The following is a 21,576-nucleotide window of genomic DNA, read 5'->3' on the forward strand; positions in this document are numbered from 1 at the left end:
TGATGCAAAGACGTTTGATGCTTTCCGCTGCGGCGGCCACTGCGCTTGCCGCCAGCGGCTGCGCAGGTCCTTCTGTGAACGACTACGCCAGCGAACAACCGCCGCTGGATCTGCGCCAGTATTTCAATGGCGTTGTCGACGCCTGGGGCATATTTACCGACCGATCTGGCAAGGTGGTCAAACGCTTTACCGTGGTCATGCACTGCCAATGGAATGGCGACGAAGGCGTGCTGGACGAGGACTTTGTTTACAGTGACGGCACCCAACAAAAACGCATTTGGAAACTCAGGCACTTGGGTGACGGACATTACACAGGACAAGCCGGCGATGTGATCGGTACAGCCGACGGTCAAACCCGTGGCAACGCGTTCAACTGGCGTTACACGCTGGCCTTGCCGGTCAGCGACCAAGTGTTGCATGTGCAGTTTGACGACTGGATGTACCTGATGAATGACCAGGTCATGCTGAATAAAGCGTCCATGTCGAAATGGGGGGTGTTCCTTGGCGAAGTCACTTTGTCGTTCACCAAACGCATTTGATGGCTATGCGCTGGCTCAAACCTCTCAATCATCCGCTAACGGATTGGCAAGGCCAACGCGTCTGGTTGGTCGGCGCCTCCAGCGGTATTGGGTTGGCATGTGCACAGGCCTTACACGCTGCTGGTGCACAGGTATGCGTATCCGCACGTCAGGTCAATTTGTTGCAAGATTTTGTCAACACGCACCTTGGTGCTGTCGCTCTACCCTTAGATGTCACCGATGCACTCGCACTGAGCCAGGCTGCCGCCACATTATGGGCTGATGGCGGACTCGATATGGTGGTGTATTGTGCGGGTTATTACACAGCGCAAACCGCCACTGCTTACGATTTACAAAGCATGCAAACCCATTTGTCTGTGAATTACAGCGGTGCTTTGTTGATGCTGGATGCAGTATTGCCGCGCTTGCTGGCGCAAGGGCGTGGACACATCAGCTTGGTCTCTAGCGTCGCCGGTTTCACCGGGCTGCCAAACAGTCTGGCCTACGGCCCCACCAAGGCAGCACTGACCCATTTGGCTGAAGTTTTGTATTTGGATTTGCATCAACGAGGCATTGGTGTGAGCGTGGTTCACCCGGGTTTTGTGGCCACCCCGCTGACAGCACAAAACAATTTTCATATGCCCGCACTCATTTCACCTGATGAAGCCGCGCATGCCATGTTGCAAGGCTGGCGCGAAGGTGAATTTGATATCCATTTCCCCAAGCGTTTCACCTTGTTTTTAAAATTGCTGCGCCTGTTGCCTTACCGCTGGTATTTTCCGCTGGTGCGTCAATTCACTGGATTGTGATCATGCAAGCAACACACGCTGTACCAGAGGCCTTGATTGATGTATTGATTCAGTCATTTGAGCAACTTCAACCGCAAGACATTGCCCGCATGGGAGACTGGTACGCGCCGAATGCGAGTTTCAAAGACCCGTTCAAAGAGGTGCAAGGCCTAGCGCAAATACAGTTGATTTTTGAACATATGTTTGAGAGCTTGCAGCGACCACGTTTTGTCGTGACTTCTCGCATTGTGCAAGGTACCCAGTGCTTTTTAGTGTGGGATTTTCTGTTTCGCTTTCAAACCATGCAGCGCCAAGTCGATCAATGCATACGCGGCGGCTCTCACTTGGTATTTGAACGCAACGCGCAAGATGAATGGCGCATTGTGATGCACCGAGACTATTGGGATGCAGCAGAAGAACTCTATGAAAAACTGCCTTGGGTGGGTGGCTTGATGCGCTGGCTGAAACAACGCGTCAACAGTTAAACACCCTGCGACACTGTGTGGCCGTTGCCATGCGTCATGACGGTTTGGATTAAACCGGCAGTGTTTCTTGAAAACTGGGACGCTGCATGAGTTTGTCTTGCAGTTTGTCTAAACGGGGATGGTCCTTGCGCCAGTTCGTTTGTGGAAAACGGAAATCGAGATAACCGAGCGCACAGCCCACCGCTATATCGGCGAGCGTGAGGTGGTTGCCACAACACCAACTGTTTTCCCCCAAGCCGAGTGACATGGCCTTCAAGCTGTCTTGCACTTTGCCGAGTTGACGGTCTATCCAGACTTGACTGCGTTGCGCATCCGTGCGGCCTGCCCAATGCGCTTCCAACCGAGCAGCAATCGCTGCATCTAACAAGCCATCTGCCAAGGCCTCCCAGACTTTGACCTCGGTACGCTCTCGGCCGCTAGGGGGAATCAATTTGCCGACCGGCGACATCGTGTCAAGGTACTCCACGATGACACGTGAATCGAACAAGGCTTCACCCGCTTCCATCAGCAAACAAGGTACTTTGCCTAAAGGGTTGTATTCAACAATGCGGGAATCAGCAGCCCAGACATCTTCAAGAAGAAATTGGTATTCCAATTTTTTTTCAGCCATCACGATGCGTACTTTTCGCACATACGGGCTGGTCACGGCGCCTAACAGTTTCATAAGGTATGGGGTTTGTTATCGATTGGCCATTTTATAGATACAAAGCTGATCTTTTCTTTCAATGGTGACAAGGCCTAAAATCAAGCAATGAACTTACAACCCGTCAGCGCCTTGTCGCCACTCGATGGCAGATACGCCAACAAACTGTCCCTGCTCAGGCCTTTGATGAGCGAGCAAGGATTCATGCACCGGCGGGTACAGGTAGAAGTCACTTGGCTGCTGGCTTTGTCCGACAGCGGCATACCCGAATTCAAGCCTTTTTCAACTGCGGCGCGTGTGTTTTTACGCGGACTGATTGACAGCTTTTCTGCTGAGGATGCGTTGGCCATCAAAGAGATTGAAAAAACCACCAACCATGATGTCAAAGCCGTGGAGTACTGGCTCAAGGCGCAATGTCAGAGCGCTGATTTAGCAGATGCGTTGAAATCTGAACTGGCTGCTTCACTTGAATTTATCCATTTCGCATGCACCAGCGAAGACATCAACAACACCAGCCATGCGTTGCAACTCAAATCAGCACGCGCGCTTGTGCTGTTGCCTGGGTTGCAAGCAGTGGCCTTCAAACTGCGTGAGATGGCGCACGCTTATGCCGATCAGCCCATGCTTAGCCGCACCCACGGTCAAACCGCCAGTCCAACCACCGTAGGCAAAGAAATGGCCAATGTTCTGGTGCGCTTGGAGTCCGCCATGTCACGGATTGCGCAAGTCCCGTTGCTGGCCAAAATGAACGGTGCGGTCGGCAATTTCAATGCCCATGTTTCTGCGCGTGCAGACTACGACTGGGAGGCTTTTGCAAGACGCGTGATTGAAACCACAGACACACCTACCGACGCCTCTGTGGCCATGGGCCTTGGCCTGACTTTTCAGCCTTACAGCATTCAAATCGAGCCGCATGATTACATGGCCGAGTTGTTTGACGCCGTGGCGCGGGCCAACACCATACTCATCGATTTATCGCGCGATATCTGGGGCTATGTCTCGCTGGGTTATTTCAAGCAGCGTTTAAAAGCCGGTGAAATCGGTTCTTCCACCATGCCGCATAAAGTCAACCCCATCGACTTTGAAAATGCCGAAGGCAACCTGGGTTTGTCCAATGCTTTGTTGCGCCACTTGAGCGAGAAACTACCCATCAGCCGCTGGCAACGCGACTTGACCGACAGCACGGTGTTGCGCAATATGGGCGTGGCGCTGGGCTATGCGGTACTGGCGCATCAGTCGCTGCTGCAAGGGTTGAACAAACTTGAATTGAATGCTGAGGCTTTGCATGCAGATTTGGACAATGCTTGGGAAGTATTGGCAGAGCCGATTCAAACCGTGATGCGCCGCTTTGGCGTCAGCGGTGCCTACGAACAATTGAAAGAAGTCACGCGCGGACAACGCGTCACCCGCGAAGACTTGCACGGTCTCATCCAACAACTGGCGATTCCCGATACAGAAAAACAGCGTCTGCTGACACTCACACCAGCGACTTATACCGGAATGGCTGCTGCTTTGGCGCGTCGTGTATGAGCCAGTTGCGCGTGATTCAACACACTTTAAAACAAAGCTGGCGCACATCACAAGCATTGGCTGTACGCAGCTTTTTATTCGCCTGTTGAAACAGCATTCAAGCCTTCTGCTGCCCGCTCTGCATAGCGGTTGAAGCGCCACGAGGATCGGTTCAATGTGATGCGTCGCCAGACCTGCCGCTTGGCACCTGGGCCCATCTCTGTCCAGTGTTGCACTTCTTCAAACGTACGACCGCAACCTTTGCACAAAGGATCGCCTTGACTGGTTGAGCAAATGGCAATGCACGGCGTGTCTGGCGTGGTGTCATACCATGTGCGCCATGCGGCAAAGGCTTTGTGCGGAAAACCTTTTTCAGCAGCCTCTTCTTCATGATGAAACACCATCAACGCATAGACTTCGGCGAGTGCGCGCAATTCTGGCGCGAGGGTCACGCCATCAGGCGAGGGTTTCAGTTTGCGCCAATAGTTGATGGCCGCCTCTATGTCGGTGATATGAATGGTATCGCGCGTACTCATTGGTTTTGCGGTCGCAACAACTCAATGCGAATCTTTTCCAGTGCTCGCAAACGGGTATCGATGATCGAGGCTTCTTGCTGAGCGGCCAAATCAAGTTGCCCTTGTTGGCTGAGTTTGCGAGCCAACTCTTGACCGGCACGCAATCTGTCAATCGCAGCAACTTCGTCCCATCGCACCGCGCGCGACTCGGCATCTGCTCGTATGGCTTGCAAAGACAAACCGTTTTGTAAATAGGCTTGGGCTTCTATGTCCCAGGCCAACGGATCTCTGGGAAATTGCGCCAGCCATAACTGCATTTTTTCAATCACTTGTTGTGTCTGCGCTTTGTCTTTGCTGGCTAGCTTGCATTGCATCAAGAGCAAATGATCAGGCCTGTCTGTCGCTATTTCGCTGATGAGCTTTATACAAGCCTGAGGATTTCCTAGTTGAAGTTCGGTGTCTGCGGACAGCCACTGGACCGCTCGCAAGGCTGTGGCGTCTGATGCGCTGAAGGTGAGCAACTTACGAATGACTTCTCTGGCCTTGTCTTTTTGGCGTTGCTGTGTGTAGGCCATGGCAGCGGCATACATCACGCCTGCTGTGCGCAAGAGCTGGTTGTCTGCGGGCGTGAGATTTTCATAGGTTTTGATCAGCATTTGTACTTCTTCAGCGCGCGTGCTCATCAGCGCTCTGGCACGGGCAGACATCAGCACATGCTCCAAACTGCCTACATTGCTTTGCGTGCTGGTGGCATTCGCGCCCATGCGAGCCTGCATATCACCTATACGTTCAGTGGTCAGGGGATGGCTGCGTAAATAGGGAAAGCCGCCGCTGTCATTCAAGCGCGACGCCAGTGCCAGTTTTTGAAACATACTGACGACACCTTGTGGTTCAAAACCAGCGTTGGTCATGACGGCGTAACCCAGTCGATCCGCCTCACGCTCCATGTCCCTGGAAAAATTCAACTGCCCTTGGGCCACACTGGCGGTGCTGCCCATGATCAATGCGTTGGCAGCATCAGGGCTTCTGCTGGCAGCCAGCACGCCCAGCAACACACTGCCAATCAACCATGGCGTTTGTTTCATCTGGCTGTCTTGCGAACGCGCGATATGGCGTTGCGTCACATGGCTGAGCTCATGGCCCAATACCGCAGCCAATTCATCTTTGTTTGACACCACGGCGATCAAACCCAAATGCACGCCCATGAATCCCCCGGGCAGCGCGAATGCATTGACTGTGCGGTCTTTGACTAACAACACATCCCATGCATAGGACTCATCAAGCTCAGGCTGTAAATACCCAAGTAATTTTGAAGATTCGCGCAATGGCTGCCAAATACTTTGCAAATAAAAAAGCAGCACAGGGTCGTCCATGTAATCCGGGTCACGCATCAATTGCCGCATGATGGACTCACCCAAGCGTCTTTCCTGTTGCACGCTCATGCTGCTGCCGTCACCGATATTGGGCAGTCTGCTTGCGGTTTGTGCATTCACTCCTACAGCCAAGCAGGCTATTGCCAATGCAGCAGCCAATTGTTGTGAGCGCTTGAACATGGTTTTCAAAGGTGACAGGTAGGTAAATCGTATGATCGGAGGGAGATGTTACCCCTCGAACGAGCCCGCGGCGAAAGCCGGGGCATCAAGCAGACTGTCGCAACAGGTTTTTATCATGTCACTTACACATTTCGATGACCAAGGCCAAGCCCACATGGTCGATGTCGGCCCCAAAACCAGCACCCATCGTGTGGCCATTGCAGCGGGGGAGATCACCATGTTGCCGGCCACATTGGCGCTGATCGAAGCAGGCACTGCCAAAAAAGGCGATGTGATTGGTATCGCGCGTATCGCAGGTATCCAAGCCGCCAAGAAAACCTCTGATTTGATACCACTGTGTCACCCCTTGGCACTGACGCGGGTTGCCGTGGATTTTTCCACCCACCATGACCCGGCGCGCGTGAATTGCACCGCCACAGTCGAAACCCACGGCCAGACCGGCGTGGAAATGGAAGCGTTAACTGCGGTGCAAGTGGCCTTGCTGACAATTTATGACATGTGCAAGGCGGTGGACAGAGGCATGACCATCAACGGTGTGAAGTTGATGGAAAAGCATGGCGGTAAGAGCGGGAGTTTTGTGGCTGACTGATTAAGTCGACAATGAATATTTGATGAAACAGGGGTCCAAGGGTCTCTTATCAGCGGCACTCAGACGGCACATATTTCGATTCAAGCGTAGGACTTTTTGTCAACGTCAAACCCGCAGGTACGCTGGCACCCTTGGCCAAACATCGCCAGGCCACTGCCGCCTGATCTGGTGCACTGAATTCAGCGGTTGCATCTGGCAATGCGGAGGCGGCCGAGGCTGCGCCTGTGTACGGCACCAACAACAAAATGCCATTTCCTGCATTTTTTTGTGTGGTCACAGTGATGATGCCTGTGCTGGCTTCAATTTCCACGCTTTTGATATTGGCAGTTGCTGCCGGGGGTTTGAAGCCTGCGGCATAACCCGAAGTAGAAAAACTGGCACTGTTGAAAACATCTTGAACCTGCAACTTAGCGGCGCCAGCCAGACTCAAGCCTTCGCTGACACGCGCGCGCACGCTGTAATCTTGGTAGGCGGGAACTGCCAACGAAGCCAATATGCCGATGATGGCGACCACCACCATCAACTCAATCAATGTGAACCCGTTTTGTTTGTGCTTTTGCATGGATGCTCCTTTAGGTGAGGGATTGACCATTGTCCGGGTCCCGACCAACACCCGATGCAAGTACAACTGAAGCGTTTTGTAAGACTTAATCAGGGTTCGCTATCTAGGCTTTGTGCGGGCTGCTTTCGCAACCATGGTATCCAGCGCTGTGAAGTCAGCACCATCATGGCACACACGGCAGGTACCAACTCATGTAACCAAGTCAATTCACTGATCAGGTGTGCCAACACCACATCGCTGATCAAGGTTTCACCGGCCACCCATCCTATGAGCGCAGCACCCCATTGGATGATGACGGGAAACCGCGTCATCAAACCAATCATCAGTGAGCTGCCAAAAATGACCAGCGGAATACTCAAACCCAAACCTATGGTCAACAATAATAAATTGCCTTTGGCGGCAGCTGCTACGCCGATCACATTGTCCAAACTCATGACCAAGTCGGCGATCAAAATGGTGCGAATGGCTGCATACAAGTTATGGTGCGTTTTGGCGTCCTCTTCGCTTTCTTCTTCTTCGCTCAGCAATTGCATGCCAATCCACAGCAACAACACGCCACCAATGATTTGTAAAAACGGCAAGGCCAGGAGCTGAACCGCCACCACCGTGAGGGCGATACGCAATACCACCGCAAAACCCGACCCCCAGGCAATGGCTTTGCGCTGTTCTTCAGGCCGCAAAGAGCGAGCAGCCATGGCGATCACCACGGCGTTGTCACCTGACAGCACGATATTGATCCAGATGATCTTCAGCAAACCGATCCAGAAGTCAGGACCGACGACCATATCCATCATTTACAGCATGGCTTTGAGAAGCTTGCCCATTTCAGACGGGTTGCGCGTGACCTTGAAGCCGCACTCTTCCATGACGGCGAGCTTGGCTTCGGCCGTGTCAGCGCCGCCACTGATCAACGCACCAGCGTGACCCATGCGCTTACCTGCGGGCGCAGTCACACCAGCGATGAACCCAACAATGGGTTTTTTCATGTGGGCTTTGCACCAGCGTGCGGCTTCAGCCTCATCAGGCCCGCCGATTTCTCCGATCATGATGACGGCGTCGGTGTCTGGGTCTTCGTTGAATGCGCGCATCACATCAATGTGTTTCAAACCGTTGATCGGATCGCCGCCAATGCCTACCGCACTGGATTGACCCAGACCGATTTCGGTGAGTTGCGCGACCGCCTCATAAGTCAAGGTACCCGAACGCGACACCACACCAATGCGACCTTTGCGATGAATATGGCCAGGCATGATGCCAATTTTGATTTCATCTGGGGTGATCAGTCCCGGGCAGTTGGGCCCAAGCAGCAACGTGCGTTTACCGCCCGCCGCCTCCTTGGCTTTCATGCGGTTACGCACCATCAACATGTCGCGCACCGGAATACCTTCGGTGATACAAATTGCCAAATCCAGATCCGCTTCAACTGCTTCCCAAATGGCGTCAGCCGCGCCTGCAGGCGGTACATAAATGACAGAGACAGTCGCGCCGGTTTCCTGTGCCGCTTGCTTGACCGATGCGTAAATCGGGATGTTGAAAATCGATTCGCCGGCTTTTTTAGGGTTCACACCAGCCACAAAACACTGTTTGCCATTGGCATATTCTTGGCATTTTTCGGTATGAAACTGACCGGTTTTACCGGTGATACCCTGGGTAATTACCTTGGTATCTTTATTGATGAAGATGGACATTTTCCGAATCCTTTTGATAGTTCAAGCTGCGGGCTTTGGCTTTGGGGACATCCCCGTTGAAATTTCCCGATAGTCAGTGAGACATGTGGTGAGAGGGTGTGACTCGCAGTGGCTAATGCAAGGCGGCAACCACTTTTTGCGCGGCATCGGCCATGGTGTCGGCACTGATGATGGGCAGCCCTGAGTCGGCCAGCATTTTTTTGCCTAAGTCCTCGTTGGTGCCCTTCATGCGAACCACCAAAGGTACTTTTAAATTCACGGCTTTACACGCTGTTATGACCCCATGTGCAATGGTGTCGCATTTCATGATGCCGCCAAAGATATTGACCAAAATAGCTTGGACTTTCGGGTTCTTCAACATGATTTTGAAAGCTTCCGTGACTTTCTCGGGTGTGGCGCCTCCACCGACATCCAGAAAATTGGCGGGTTCTGCACCAAAGAGTTTGATGGTGTCCATGGTGGCCATGGCCAAACCGGCGCCGTTGACCAAGCAGCCGATATTGCCATCCAGACTGATGTAGGCCAGATCAAATTTTGAGGCTTCAACTTCTGCCGGATCTTCTTCGTCCAAGTCTCTGTAGGCGACGATGTCGGGGTGTCGGAATAAGGCGTTGGCGTCAAAGTTGAACTTCGCATCTAAGGCCACGATATGGCCTTTGCTGTCTCGGTTCAACGGATTGATTTCAACCAAAGAAGCGTCCGTTTCCATGTAACAGTTGTATAGCTTTTTAAACACATCAACGGCTTGAGCGGTCGAGTCTGCAGGAATGCCCACGGCATCAGCTATTTTTTGAGCTTGGGCGTCGCCCAAGCCGTTGATCGGGTCGATCAATTCTGTGATGATTTTGTCCGGCGTGTCATGCGCGACCTGCTCGATGTCCATGCCGCCTTCGCTGGAGGCGATAAATGCGATTTTTTGTGAAGCGCGGTCGGTGACCACGGACACGTAATATTCTTTTTGAATGTCTGCGCCATCCTCTATGTATAAGCGCCTGACTTTTTGTCCTAATGCACCGGTTTGATGGGTCACCAGTTGCATACCCAAAATCTCAGTGGCCAAGCGTTTGACATCCTCAATGCTTTTGGCCACCTTGACACCGCCACCTTTGCCACGACCGCCAGCATGTATCTGCGCCTTGACCACCCAAACCGGACCACCCAGCTTTTGCGCAGCTTCCACCGCCTCTTGTACGGTAAAGGCTGCGATGCCTCGCGGCACCGGCACGGCAAACTGGCGCAAGATCTCCTTGCCTTGGTATTCGTGAATTTTCATGAGAACTCGCTTTCAATCCTGTACGGCCATCTGCGATAGGCCCGTGTTAAAGCCCTTAATGGGCTGAATGGTGTGGAAATGTATCATGCTGCATTGCATCATCTTGCCAGTTTTCTGTCAGGAAAATGACATGAAAGTGACTGAACTTAGCTTGTCAGTTGCATGTCAATAGACTTTGACGCGATTTGGGTACAGTCTTTTTCTTTTTTTCGAAAGTAATTCTGAGATGCACTCGATTTTTATTGACGGCGAAGCGGGAACCACGGGATTGCTCATCCGCGACACATTGGATCAACTGCCTGACTTGACAGTGGTCAGCATTGCGGCGAGTGAGCGCAAACAAGCGGCGGCCAAATTGGCTTTGATGGCAGAGGTGGATCTGGTGGTCTTGTGTTTGCATGACGATGCCGCCAAGGAGTCTGTCGCCATGGTTAACAGTCTCCCCGGCAAGCGCCCCAAAATAGTGGATGCGTCAACTGCTCACCGTACCGATCCCGATTGGGTATACGGCTTTGCCGAGTTGTGTGAAGGACAAGCAAAGTCGATTGCGCAAGCATCTCGGGTGGCTAATCCGGGCTGCTACGCAACCGGTGCGATAGCCTTGCTCCGTCCTTTGATTGATGCAGGATTGATTCCAGTCGATTTTCCATTGAGCTTGCCCTCTGTCAGCGGCTATTCTGGCGGCGGTCGGGCCATGATTGAAGCTTATCAAGCTGGCACAGCGGCTTTGTTTGAGTCCTATGCGCTGGGTTTATCCCACAAGCATATTCCTGAAATCATGCATTGCACGGGATTGACTACCCGCCCCCTGTTTGTGCCCAGCGTTGGCAATTTCAAACAAGGCATGATTGTTCAAATACCGTTGCATCTTTCTTTACTGCCGGGTGGTGTGACTGCACATGATTTGTATGATGCGCTGCTAGCGCATTACGCACTAACCAATGATGCAACTGACCCGTGTGTGCGGGTGATGCCACCGACTGATGATTTGAAGTTAGACGCCACTGCATTGAATGACACCAACCTGATGGAGTTACGTGTTTTTTCCAATACAAACCATGGTCATGCAGTGTTGATGGCACGTTTGGATAACCTCGGCAAAGGTGCGAGTGGCGCGGCTGTACAAAACATCCGCTTGATGCTGACCAACACAACATAAATCCCCATCCATTTTTTTATGTTGTCTGTTTTGGGTCTTGGTGCATAAGTTGGGGTAAGCGGCCTTCGTTGCTTAACTTGTGCAACTGTGCTTTTTCGTCCTCAGGCACACCCCGCCGCTTCAGGTGTCTTCTTCACCTAAACCCGACACCACTTGACGCACGACATCGCTGGAGAATCCGCGCGTGGCTAAAAACCGGGCCTGCCTGTTGCGGTTGGCTGCGTCCGCAGCAACCCGTCCGAACTTTTTGAGCCAAATAGCTTGTGCCCGTGCCAATTCCGTTTCTTTCAAACTGGCCATGGTTGTCGCCACGACCTCAGGGGATAAGCCCTTAGCCTGCAACTCTTGCTTGATACGCATACCGCCCAATTTGCCAGAACGCCGATTGACCAAGGATTCGGCCACACGGCTATCGTCTACCAAGCCTCTTGCCTCTAATTGGTCTAAGGCCAGCGCCAACGCTTCTGGGCTTTGCCCTTCTGCCGTCAATTTTTCTTGCAATGCCTGGCGCGAGTATTCACGCTGGGCCAACAGACTGACGGCACGCGCCTTTGCTGAGGCTGGTGGTTGCGTCGTCAGCTCTGGCGCGGCCGACGACTGCGTGTGGGTGCCACCTCGTATCAACTGAAACACCTGGCTCACTTGACAGCTTGCAACTTGGTTTCTTCCACCTCAGCGGTTAGCAAAGGAATGTTGAGCGACTCCCGCACTTTGTTTTCAATCTCGAATGCCAGCACTGGGTTCTCGCGCAAAAACTCGCGTGCATTGTCACGCCCTTGGCCGATTTTTTCACCTTGGTAGGCGTACCAGGCGCCAGACTTGTCAACGATTTTGGCGGCTACGCCCATGTCTATGATTTCACCGTGGCGACTGATACCTTCGCCGAACAGAATATCGAACTCGGCTGTTTTAAATGGAGGCGCGACTTTGTTTTTAACCACCTTGACCTTGGTTTCGTTACCAATCGATTCCTCGCCTTTTTTGATGGTGCCGGTGCGGCGGATGTCCAAACGCACAGACGCGTAGAACTTGAGCGCGTTGCCGCCCGTGGTGGTTTCGGGCGAACCGAACATGACGCCGATCTTCATGCGTATTTGGTTGATAAAGATGACGGTGCAATTGGTTTTCTTGATGTGCGCGGTGAGTTTGCGCAAGGCCTGGCTCATGAGGCGGGCCTGCAAGCCAGGCAAGGAGTCACCCATTTCACCCTCCAACTCGGCCTTGGGCGTGAGCGCCGCTACCGAGTCGATGACGATCAAATCAACCGCGCCAGAGCGCACCAGACTGTCGACAATTTCCAGCGCCTGCTCGCCGGTATCAGGCTGGCTGATGAGCAGTTCCTGTAAGTTGACGCCTAGCTTTTGCGCATACTGCACATCAAGCGCGTGCTCGGCATCGACAAACGCGCAAGTACCAGCCATTTTTTGCATTTCAGCAATGACTTGCAATGTCAGCGTGGTTTTACCGGAAGATTCTGGTCCGTAAATTTCGATGACCCGTCCGCGCGGCAGGCCGCCCACACCCAAAGCCACATCCAAACCCAGCGAACCGGTAGACACCACTTGTATGTCTTCAATCACCTCGCCTTCACCCAAGCGCATGATGGTGCCCTTGCCGAATTGTTTTTCAATCTGCGCCAATGCGGCTTGCAGTGCTTTGGCTTTTTCACCGGCGGCGGCGATGCTTTTGACGTTGTCCATGGAAAACTCCTTTGATGTCAGTGGTTTAGTGAATTTATCGAAGACTGTGTTGAAACACAGGCTGGATACTTGAACAGTACTTTATCTGTCTTGTTAAATTCTGTAAATAGATTTTTTTGTCAGTTTGCCTTACCATATAGACATGGATTTCAACCTGTTAGCCTCTGCCTTAGACTGGCGGCAAACCCACCTAGGGCGATTGGTAGGCCACGCCTTGCGCCGCTTCGACCAACGCGTACTCGAATTGATGGCGCAGCACATCGATGTACCTCTGGCGCTTTCCAACTTGGCCGCACGAGACAAGATCAGCGCTGCGCATATTCACATCACACGGCATCTGCCTCTCAACGGTGCCAGGTTGAGCGAGTTGTGCCAAATGGCGGGTATGAGCAAGCAGGCGATGGGGGACTTGGTCACGCAATGCGAGGCTTGGGATTTGGTGCAACGCGTGCCTGATCCGCTGGACACTCGCGCCAAACGCATTCTGTTCACTGCCACGGGTCTTGATTGGTTGCATGCGTTTGAACAAGCCGTGGCACAGGCGCAAGAGGAGTTCCGCCAAGAGGTAGGACATGAGGTAGCAACGGTGGTGAGCCTAGGCTTGGAAGCCTACGGCAATGCCTATCGTTAACCCTTGATACTTACCACTTGCTATACCCATAAACAATGCATGCACCTAGAATCAATTAAGCGGCATTGCTACATTCCGGGAGACGGTTCATGCGCATACTGATTGCTGAAGATGACCAAGTCCTGGCCGACGGTTTGTTACGCACATTGCGAGCCTCTGGCGCTGCCGTTGACCATGTCGCCAGCGGCAGTGAAGCAGATGCTGCGTTGATGACTTCGAGCGAATTCGATTTGTTCATTCTCGATCTGGGTTTACCCAAGATGCACGGCTTGGAAGTTTTGAAACGTTTGCGTGCGCGCGGCAACAGCATGCCCGTACTGATACTCACAGCCGCAGACAGTGTGGAAGAGCGTGTGAAGGGCTTGGATTACGGCGCTGACGATTACATGGCCAAGCCGTTCTCACTGCATGAACTCGAAGCACGCGTGCGTGCGCTCACAAGACGCGGCATGGGTAGCACCACGGTCACTATCAAACACGGGCCGCTCGTTTACGATCAAGCCGGTCGCATGGCCACCATCGACGGTCGCATGGTCGAGTTGTCTGCCCGCGAATTGGGTTTATTGGAAGTGTTGTTGCAACGTGTCGGTCGCCTGGTCAGCAAAGACCAACTGGTTGAACGCTTGTGCGAATGGGGCGAAGAAGTGAGCAACAACGCTATCGAGGTCTACATACACCGCTTGCGCAAAAAAATTGAAAAGGGCCCCATCCGTATCGCTACAGTGCGCGGTCTTGGCTATTGCCTGGAAAAAATTCTGCCACCTCCCACTTGATCGTGCCACAGCCATGGTGAAGCTTTTTCAAAGCCGACAGCGCTCGCTGTTTGGTGAGATTCTCGATTGGATGCTCACCCCTTTTTTGCTTTTATGGCCCATCACATTCGGCTTGACGTGGTTGATCGCTGAAGGCATCGCGAAGGTGCCCTTCGATCGGGGCTTGAAGCAAAACGCCGTGGTATTGGCACAGCTGGTCAAAAGCGACGCCAGCGCTGTGAGCTTTCAATTACCGTCAAACGGATCGCTTTTTTTGCATGCAGACGATACGGACAAAGTGTATTTCCAAGTGCTGGGCGGCAGCAGTGAATTGCTGGGCGGAGATGCGCATTTACCCCTGCCTTTGGATGATGAAAAACTGGTCACCGAAGAGTTGCGATTGCGCGATGACATCGTGGACGGCCTACCCGTTAGGGTCGCTTATGTGTGGGTGCGGGTTGAACCCTCCCAAGCCAGGCCGGCATTGGTTCAGGTGGCAGAGACGTTGGAAAAACGCAAGGTGCTGGCGCATGAAATTATCAAAGGCGTGATGCTTCCTTTGTTGGTGATCTTGCCCTTGTCGGTGTTGTTGGTCTGGCTGGCGTTGTCACGCGGCATCAAACCACTCAGCGAATTGGAAGACCGCATCCGTCAGCGCAAACCGGAAGACATGAGTCCTTTGGACGAACAGACCGTCCCCTCTGAAGTCGTGCCCTTGGTGTCTTCTATCAACGATTTATTGTTGCGCTTACAAGGCTCTATCGCTACCCAAAAACGTTTTTTGGCAGACGCTGCGCACCAGTTGAAAACACCGTTGGCGGGTTTGCGCATGCAAGCCGATTTGGCGCAACGCAGCGACGCAAACGCTGATGATTTAAAACAATCTCTCAAACAAATTGGTCGCGCCAGCATGCGTGCTACGCATACTGTCAACCAATTGCTGGCCTTGGCGCGCGCCGAAAGCAGTGGCGCGAGCATGGTCAAGCAAAACTGTGATTTGTCGGTGTTGACCATGGAGGTGGTGAAAGATTCTTTGCCACGCGCCATGGATTTGAAAATCGATCTGGGCTTTGAGGGGCTGGACACCGGCACTGCCATCGTCCGCGGTAACACCACCTTGCTCAAGGAGTTGGTGCGCAATTTGATTGACAACGCCTTGAACTACACGCCTTCGACCCCAAGCAACCCCGGCGTGGTGACGGCCCGCGTGTGCGGATCAGCGCTCACGGGCTGGCGCATGGAGATCGAAGATTCCGGCTACGGTATCCCAGAGTCCGAGAGAGAACGTGTATTTGAGCCTTTTTACCGCACCCTTGGTAACGAAGCCGATGGCTCAGGCTTGGGATTGGCCATCGTGCTGGAAATCGCTGAAAAACACCAAGCCAAAGTGTTTTTAACCGATACCCGGCCAGGACAGGCCCAGCCCGGTGCGAAATTCAGTGTGGTTTTCTCCACCTAAGCTCACTGGCTCTGTTCAAACGCCTGATGGCGAAACACTGACAACAAAAGGCATCCAACCTGTCAATATTTCACACCGCTTGTGGTTTGGTGAGCGTTAAATGCTGAATCATTGCTTTTTGGAGCAAATTTTAGATGCGAATAATTCTCATTTGATATAGTCATGTTTGCTTTCAAACAAATCCATGTCATTTTTCAATCGCTCAATCAACACTTTTTACACCCACATCCAGTCCTTTGGGTTGCTGGCAGTATTTCTCGTTCTGTGTGCTTTTGCCGTTGAGTGGCAGGTCAGCACATCTGCGCAAAAGTTGTCCCCTTTGGCTGAGATTGGCAGGGAAATCTTCCATGACCCGGGTTTGTCTGCGTCAGGTGAACAATCCTGCGCTACCTGCCATGTAGCCGAATACGGACACGCATCCAGCCGCGGCATAGAAAAAGGTGGTACGGACATGCGGCACACCGGAACGCGTAACGTCCCCTCGATTCGCTATTTGCAATCAGGTGTGGGTTTATCGTTGGATGAAGCTGGCAAAGCCAGCGGTGGCTTCTTTTGGGATGGCCGTGCAAACAGTCTACAAACGCAAGCATTAGAGCCGTTTTTAGATTCGCATGAAATGGCCAATCTGGATGCCAAAACGGTGGTGAACAAACTCTCTCAGTCACGCTATGCCGACAAATTTGCCAAGCAGTTTGGTGGGCAGGTATGGCAACGCCCTGACGACGCATTCCAAGCTATCGGCCAGGCGCTGGCCGCTTATGAAACCGAAGACACCGACTTTCACCCGTTTGACGCTGTGTTTGATCAGGTGATGCAAGGCAAAGTCAGATTCAACGCCCAGCAACAGCGTGGTTGGGAAGTATTCAAGGACCCAGAAAAAGGCAATTGCGCCGCCTGTCACACCGCAGAAGTGGGCAAAGACGGTACGCCGCCTTTGTTCACCGACAACAGCTACGACAACCTGGGCGTACCAGTGTCAACAAAGAGGCTTAAACACCAAGCCTTAGACAAAGGTGTGTGCACGCATCCATTGGTTCGCAATCGCTCGGATGCGCAGAGCTTGTGCGGCGCTTTCAAAGTACCAAGCCTGCGCAATGTCGCGGTACGTCGGGCGTTTTTTCACAATGGTGTGTTGACCGATTTGCGCGAAGTTATCGCCTTTTATGCCACACGTGACACCGACCCTCGGCGCTGGTATGGCACCGCAACACCTTTGGGTGGCGTGCCGTTGGCACTCAGAGCCAACGTCAACCGTGACGAAGTGCCTTATGGTCAAAAACCGGGAGGTAATCCTCGCTTGAGCGAGCAAGACATTGACGATGTCTTGGCGTTTTTATACACCCTCACTGACGCTGATTTGAAGGCAACAATTGCATCGCATCCGGTTGCACTTGTTGTTCCCAGCGCTGAGGCTCGCGCGGATCGTTTGGCTGCCAGCCGAACATCTTCAAATACCCGTTAGACCAAGCGGCAAAGACCAGGTTGATGAGCAGCAACAAGGCACAGCACAGCCACAGAACTTTTTTCATGCACGCCCCATCGGCAACACGCTGACTTCATCGCTGTTAACTTTGATGCGGCCGTGTTCGCCATCTAAGAGCAACACGCCCAGCGCGTCCACCCCAGCTGCTTGGCCGTGTTCACCGTTTGAGAGCTGCAATGTCTGACCGAGCAACACATCGCGCTGCTCGAACGCCTGTTGAAACACGGCAAAACCAGCACGTTCAAATTGCTTCAAACCTTTCAGCAAACCGGGCAACACGGTTTGCAGCACATCGAGTGTCGTTAATTGTTCGCCGCTGACTTCGCGCAGTCCGGCCGGTGTGCTGCGGTAATCTCCCGCAGGCGGCGCAGTCAGGTTGAGGCCGACGCCGATCACCACATAACGGCTAGGCTCTGGCGTCCCTTGTTTGACCACGGTTTCAATCAAAATACCACCGAGCTTGCGCAGCTTGTCTAAATTGCCAAGCATCAAATCGTTAGGCCATTTCAAACCGATGTTTTTGTCATGTAACGGGTCTAAGGCATCGGCCAGACAACAACCCACGGCCAACGACAACCCGGACCAATCGGTCGGCGACATGGACAAGCCCAGCGAAAAAGTGAGCGCATCGCCCGGCTGGCCTTGCCACTGTCGGCCCAGTCTGCCACGGCCTGCGGTTTGTTCATCGGCCAGCAACAAACATGTGCGATTGTCGCCGTTGCGGGCTCGGCGCATCAATTCTGTGTTGGTTGAATCAATCAGAGGCAGGTGTTCAGCATGGGCTTGGCCATCCCATGCACGCAGTAAAGAAGCCACCTGCTGAAAACCGTCATAAGAACTGGCGAGTGCTGACATAGGGATGGGCCGGCAGCCGTGGCGATGCCCTCAGTCCTTGGGGGCGAGCAAGGTGCCGCGGCACATCGCAGAACCGCAGCGGCAGGGGTAATCGGCCAGCAATTCAGGCGTGTATTTTTCGTCAATCACCAAGCCATAGTCGTAATTAAGCTCTTCGCCTGCTTTGATTTTGCGCAAGGTACGGATAAAAATGCGCCCGCCAGCTTCATCGGCCTCACAATTGGGTTCGCACGCATGGTTGATCCATCGCGCATCGTTGCCGCCATGCAGTGCATCAATCACATTTTTGTTGTTGACATGGAAGTAAAACGTATGGTTGGGGTCCTTAGGGTCGTGCGGGTGGCGTTTTTGCGCTTTTTTCCAGCTTATCACCTCGCCGATGTATTCAATGATGATTTCGCCTTTGGCGATAGGCACCAGGGCGAACACACCCTTGCCATGTACACCTGAGTGGCGGACTTCGATACGCTTGCCATGGGCGGGTGCGATGATGGGGGAGGTCAAGTTGAAAACTCTGGTAAGTTGGATACGTACGTGTGCGCGTGCGCGCGCACGCGAGGAAGCCGATTGTAAGCAAGGAAATTGTTCATGAGTAAAACACTGGTCATCGCTGAAAAGCCTTCAGTCGCACAAGATATCGTCAAGGCACTCACACCGAGCGCGGGTAAATTTGAAAAACACGACGATCATTTCGAAAATGACACGTATGTGGTCACCAGCGCGGTCGGCCACCTGGTGGAAATCCAAGCCCCAGAAGAATTCGACGTCAAGCGCGGCAAATGGAGCTTTGCGCATTTGCCGGTGATCCCGCCGTATTTCGATTTGAAACCAGTGGAGAAAACCAAGTCGCGTTTGGCCGCTGTGGTCAAGCAAGCCAAGCGCAAAGACGTCAGCGCCATCATCAACGCGTGTGACGCGGGCCGCGAAGGTGAGCTGATCTTTCGCCTGATCGAGCAATACGCGGGCGGCAAAAAGACGTTGGACAAGCCGGTCAAGCGCCTGTGGCTGCAATCCATGACACCGCAAGCCATACGCGACGGTTTCGGCAGTTTGCGCAGCGCCGCGCAAATGCAAGGTCTGGCCGATGCGGCACGCAGCCGCTCTGAAGCCGATTGGCTGGTGGGCATCAACGGCACCCGCGCCTTCACCGCCTTCAACTCCCGCGACGGCGGTTTTTTCTTGACCACCGTCGGTCGGGTACAAACGCCAACCCTCTCCGTGGTGGTCGAGCGCGAAGAGTTGATCCGCAAGTTCATCAGCCGCGATTACTGGGAAATCCACGCGCAGTTTGGCGCAGCTGCCGGCTTATATGCTGGCAAATGGTTCAACCCGGCGCACAAGACCAACGCCGACGACAAAGAAATCAAAGAAGACCGTGTGTGGACGCTGGCAGAAGCGAACGCCATCGCTGAGGCGGTGCGAAACCAAACCGCGACCGTCACCGAAGAAAGCAAGCCCAGCAGCAAAGGCAGCCCGGGTCTGTTCGATCTGACCAGCTTGCAGCGCGAGGCCAATGGCCGCTTTGGTTTTTCTGCCAAAACCACGCTCTCCTTGGCGCAAAGCCTGTACGAGCGCCACAAGGCCTTGACCTACCCGCGTACCGATTCACGCCATTTGCCGGAAGACTATTTGCCGACCGTCAAAGACACCATGCAAATGCTGGCCAAGAGCAGCATGGGTCACTTGGCACCGTTTGCCAAAACCGCCATCGCCGAGGGCTATATCAAGCCAAGCAAAAAAGTATTCGACAACACCAAGGTCAGCGATCACTTTGCCATCATTCCCACGCTAGAAGCGCCCAGCGGTTTGTCTGACGCCGAACAAAAACTCTACGATTTCGTGGTGCGCCGCTTTATCGCTGTGTTTTATCCCGCAGCGCAATTCATGGACACCACCCGCATCAGCCAAGTGGCTGCCGCCGGCAAAACCCATCACTTCAAAACCACCGGTCGTGTGTTGATAGACCCGGGCTGGCAAGCGATTTACGGCAAAGAAGTCGACGAGGAAGAAGACAAAGAGTCCGGCAAGATTTTGGTGAAGCTGGCTGCGGGTGAACAACCGCGCGTCCAAGACGCCGAACCTAAAGGCCTGAAAACCCGCCCGCCTGCACGCTACAGCGAAGCCACCTTGCTGGGCGCCATGGAAGGTGCAGGCAAAACCGTCGAAGACGATGAACTGCGCGAAGCCATGCAAGAAAAAGGCTTGGGCACCCCAGCGACGCGCTCATCCATCATCGAGGGTTTACTCAACGAAAAATACATGTTGCGCGAAGGCCGCGAGTTGATACCCACCGCCAAAGCGTTTCAGTTGATGACTTTGCTGCGCGGCTTGGGTGTGGAAGAACTCTCACGCGCTGACCTCACCGGTGACTGGGAATTCAAGCTGTCTCAAATGGAAAAAGGCAAGCTGTCGCGCGAAGCGTTTATGCAAGACATCGCCGACATGACCGGTCGCATGGTGAAAAAGGCCAAAGAATACGACCGCGACACCATTCCAGGCGACTACGCCACGCTGTCCACGCCCTGCCCCACCTGTAGCGGCGTGGTGAAAGAAAACTACCGCCGCTACACCTGCATTGGCAAAGCGGGTGCGGTGGCCACCACCAATGCAGAGGGAGAGATTGAAGGCCCAGGTTGTGGTTTTTCGTTTGGTAAAACGCCAGCAGGACGCACCTTCGAGCCGGCTGAAGTGGAGCAGTTTTTACACGATAAAAAAATCGGTCCGTTGGATGGTTTCCGATCCAAAGCGGGATGGCCGTTCTCAGCCGAGATCGCGCTGAAATACAGCGACGAAGAGAAAAACTGGAAACTGGAGTTCGATTTCGGTGACGACAAAAACGCCGAAAGCGGCGAAATTGTCGAGTTCGGCGACGCCGAAAACTTGGGTGCCTGCCCCAAGTGCGGCTCTGCTGTTCATGAGCACGGCGCCAACTATGTATGTAGCAAATCCGTACCTACCAACGCACAGCCTACGCCGAGCTGCGACTTCAAGAGCGGGCGCGTCATCTTGCAACAGGTGATCGAGCACGACCAAATCAAAAAGCTGCTCGCCGAGGGCAAAACCGATTTGCTGGAGAAGTTTGTCTCCATGCGCACCCGCCGTGCGTTCAAAGCCTACCTCAGCTACGACGCCGAAGCCGGCAAGGTGAGCTTTGCCTTCGAGCCCAGCAAGTACCCGAAAAAAGGCGGCGCTCCCACCACCCGGGCCTTGGCCAAAGCCGCTGGCAAAACCCTGCCCGGCAAGAAAACGCCTGCCGCCAAGAAAGCAGCGGCCAAAGCGGTCAAAGACGCCAAGCCCAAAGCCCCGCGCAAAACGGCGGCAGGCAAAGCACCTAGCGCGGCTTTGGCAGCGGTCATCGGACCCGATGCTGTAGCTCGCACCGAAGTGATGAAAAAGCTGTGGGACTACATCAAG

General features: G+C 53.5%; 22 protein-coding genes. 11 read left to right on the forward strand and 11 right to left on the reverse strand.

Annotated features, from left to right (window positions below; genetic code table 11):
* The first annotated feature begins 2 nt into the window (after positions 1 to 2).
* From AC9UG7_RS11925 to AC9UG7_RS11935, 3 genes are read left to right on the forward strand one after another with little or no spacing between them, the layout of a single operon-like run.
* Positions 3 to 539 carry a DUF3833 domain-containing protein gene (locus AC9UG7_RS11925; protein ID WP_509588056.1) on the forward strand — a complete coding sequence of 179 codons (537 nt, stop codon included), beginning with the start codon at positions 3 to 5 and terminating at the stop codon, positions 537 to 539.
* Entirely contained in the window at positions 539 to 1,327 is a 789-nt protein-coding gene (locus AC9UG7_RS11930; RefSeq protein WP_509588059.1) for an SDR family NAD(P)-dependent oxidoreductase, read from the forward strand. Before AC9UG7_RS11925 ends, AC9UG7_RS11930 begins: the two co-directional genes overlap by 1 nt.
* A 2-nt stretch (positions 1,328 to 1,329) precedes the next feature.
* On the forward strand, positions 1,330 to 1,791 hold the full coding sequence (locus AC9UG7_RS11935; RefSeq protein ID WP_509588062.1) for a nuclear transport factor 2 family protein: 462 nt from the start codon (positions 1,330 to 1,332) through the stop codon (positions 1,789 to 1,791).
* 49 nt (positions 1,792 to 1,840) lie between these two features.
* On the opposite strand, the gene AC9UG7_RS11940 is transcribed toward AC9UG7_RS11935, so the two are convergent.
* Entirely contained in the window at positions 1,841 to 2,455 is a 615-nt protein-coding gene (locus AC9UG7_RS11940) for a glutathione S-transferase C-terminal domain-containing protein (protein ID WP_509588065.1), read from the reverse strand.
* Between the two features lie 87 nt (positions 2,456 to 2,542).
* Between AC9UG7_RS11940 and purB the strand changes: the two genes are divergently transcribed.
* Complete coding sequence (gene purB / locus AC9UG7_RS11945; protein WP_509588068.1) at positions 2,543 to 3,964, forward strand: adenylosuccinate lyase; 1,422 nt, start codon at positions 2,543 to 2,545, stop codon at positions 3,962 to 3,964.
* A gap of 74 nt (positions 3,965 to 4,038) precedes the next feature.
* Here purB and AC9UG7_RS11950 read toward each other — a convergent pair whose 3' ends face one another.
* Together AC9UG7_RS11950 and AC9UG7_RS11955 are read right to left on the reverse strand one after the other, a co-directional pair.
* Complete coding sequence (locus tag AC9UG7_RS11950; protein ID WP_509588071.1) at positions 4,039 to 4,479, reverse strand: DUF3717 domain-containing protein; 441 nt, start codon at positions 4,477 to 4,479, stop codon at positions 4,039 to 4,041.
* Entirely contained in the window at positions 4,476 to 6,011 is a 1,536-nt protein-coding gene (locus AC9UG7_RS11955) for a M48 family metalloprotease (protein ID WP_509588074.1), read from the reverse strand. Before AC9UG7_RS11955 ends, AC9UG7_RS11950 begins: the two co-directional genes overlap by 4 nt.
* A gap of 112 nt (positions 6,012 to 6,123) precedes the next feature.
* On the opposite strand from AC9UG7_RS11955, the gene moaC reads away from it, so the two are divergent.
* Positions 6,124 to 6,600, forward strand: coding sequence for a cyclic pyranopterin monophosphate synthase MoaC (gene moaC / locus AC9UG7_RS11960; protein ID WP_509588117.1), 477 nt, complete (start codon positions 6,124 to 6,126; stop codon positions 6,598 to 6,600).
* Positions 6,601 to 6,649: 49 nt separating this feature from the next.
* Here the strand turns inward: moaC and AC9UG7_RS11965 are convergent, their stop codons facing one another.
* The 4 genes from AC9UG7_RS11965 to sucC all read right to left on the reverse strand — a co-directional run bounded on the left by AC9UG7_RS11965 (position 6,650) and on the right by sucC (position 10,123).
* The gene (locus AC9UG7_RS11965; RefSeq protein ID WP_509588076.1) at positions 6,650 to 7,162 is read right to left on the reverse strand and encodes a pilin; all 513 of its coding nucleotides are present in this window, start codon (positions 7,160 to 7,162) and stop codon (positions 6,650 to 6,652) included.
* An 89-nt stretch (positions 7,163 to 7,251) separates the two neighbouring features.
* Entirely contained in the window at positions 7,252 to 7,953 is a 702-nt protein-coding gene (locus AC9UG7_RS11970; RefSeq protein WP_509588120.1) for a TerC family protein, read from the reverse strand.
* 3 nt (positions 7,954 to 7,956) lie between these two features.
* A complete protein-coding gene (gene sucD / locus AC9UG7_RS11975) occupies positions 7,957 to 8,850 on the reverse strand; it encodes a succinate--CoA ligase subunit alpha (protein ID WP_509588079.1) in 894 nt (297 codons plus the stop codon).
* Positions 8,851 to 8,962: 112 nt separating this feature from the next.
* Positions 8,963 to 10,123, reverse strand: coding sequence for an ADP-forming succinate--CoA ligase subunit beta (sucC, locus tag AC9UG7_RS11980; RefSeq protein ID WP_509588082.1), 1,161 nt, complete (start codon positions 10,121 to 10,123; stop codon positions 8,963 to 8,965).
* A 226-nt stretch (positions 10,124 to 10,349) separates the two neighbouring features.
* Between sucC and argC the strand changes: the two genes are divergently transcribed.
* Positions 10,350 to 11,282, forward strand: a complete 933-nt coding sequence (argC, locus tag AC9UG7_RS11985; RefSeq protein ID WP_509588085.1) for an N-acetyl-gamma-glutamyl-phosphate reductase — start codon at positions 10,350 to 10,352, stop codon at positions 11,280 to 11,282.
* 120 nt (positions 11,283 to 11,402) lie between these two features.
* Here argC and recX read toward each other — a convergent pair whose 3' ends face one another.
* Positions 11,403 to 11,924 carry a recombination regulator RecX gene (recX, locus tag AC9UG7_RS11990; RefSeq protein WP_509588087.1) on the reverse strand — a complete coding sequence of 174 codons (522 nt, stop codon included), beginning with the start codon at positions 11,922 to 11,924 and terminating at the stop codon, positions 11,403 to 11,405.
* A complete protein-coding gene (gene recA / locus AC9UG7_RS11995) occupies positions 11,921 to 12,982 on the reverse strand; it encodes a recombinase RecA (RefSeq protein WP_509588090.1) in 1,062 nt (353 codons plus the stop codon). The genes recX and recA overlap by 4 nt, the downstream gene beginning before the upstream one ends.
* Positions 12,983 to 13,124: 142 nt before the next feature.
* Here recA and AC9UG7_RS12000 point away from each other — a divergent pair, with 142 nt between their 5' ends.
* The 4 genes from AC9UG7_RS12000 (at position 13,125) to AC9UG7_RS12015 (ending at position 17,286) form a co-directional block, all read left to right on the forward strand.
* A complete protein-coding gene (locus AC9UG7_RS12000) occupies positions 13,125 to 13,613 on the forward strand; it encodes a MarR family winged helix-turn-helix transcriptional regulator (RefSeq protein WP_509588093.1) in 489 nt (162 codons plus the stop codon).
* Between the two features lie 89 nt (positions 13,614 to 13,702).
* On the forward strand, positions 13,703 to 14,386 hold the full coding sequence (locus tag AC9UG7_RS12005; RefSeq protein WP_509588097.1) for a response regulator: 684 nt from the start codon (positions 13,703 to 13,705) through the stop codon (positions 14,384 to 14,386).
* A 16-nt stretch (positions 14,387 to 14,402) separates the two neighbouring features.
* Complete coding sequence (locus tag AC9UG7_RS12010; protein ID WP_509588123.1) at positions 14,403 to 15,824, forward strand: sensor histidine kinase; 1,422 nt, start codon at positions 14,403 to 14,405, stop codon at positions 15,822 to 15,824.
* A 184-nt stretch (positions 15,825 to 16,008) separates the two neighbouring features.
* A complete protein-coding gene (locus tag AC9UG7_RS12015) occupies positions 16,009 to 17,286 on the forward strand; it encodes a cytochrome-c peroxidase (protein ID WP_509588100.1) in 1,278 nt (425 codons plus the stop codon).
* Positions 17,287 to 17,349: 63 nt separating this feature from the next.
* Here the strand turns inward: AC9UG7_RS12015 and AC9UG7_RS12020 are convergent, their stop codons facing one another.
* Both AC9UG7_RS12020 and AC9UG7_RS12025 read right to left on the reverse strand, forming a co-directional pair.
* Positions 17,350 to 18,162: a biotin--[acetyl-CoA-carboxylase] ligase gene (locus AC9UG7_RS12020; RefSeq protein ID WP_509588103.1), complete on the reverse strand. Its 813-nt coding sequence runs from the start codon at positions 18,160 to 18,162 to the stop codon at positions 17,350 to 17,352.
* A 30-nt stretch (positions 18,163 to 18,192) separates the two neighbouring features.
* The gene (locus AC9UG7_RS12025) at positions 18,193 to 18,666 is read right to left on the reverse strand and encodes an SET domain-containing protein (RefSeq protein ID WP_509588106.1); all 474 of its coding nucleotides are present in this window, start codon (positions 18,664 to 18,666) and stop codon (positions 18,193 to 18,195) included.
* Between the two features lie 84 nt (positions 18,667 to 18,750).
* Between AC9UG7_RS12025 and AC9UG7_RS12030 the strand changes: the two genes are divergently transcribed.
* Positions 18,751 to 21,576: DNA topoisomerase III (locus AC9UG7_RS12030; protein WP_509588108.1), on the forward strand; the 2,826-nt coding region annotated here is incomplete at its 3' end.

The sequence above is a fragment of the Limnohabitans sp. genome (assembly GCF_046052765.1).
GTDB lineage: Bacteria > Pseudomonadota > Gammaproteobacteria > Burkholderiales > Burkholderiaceae_C > Limnohabitans.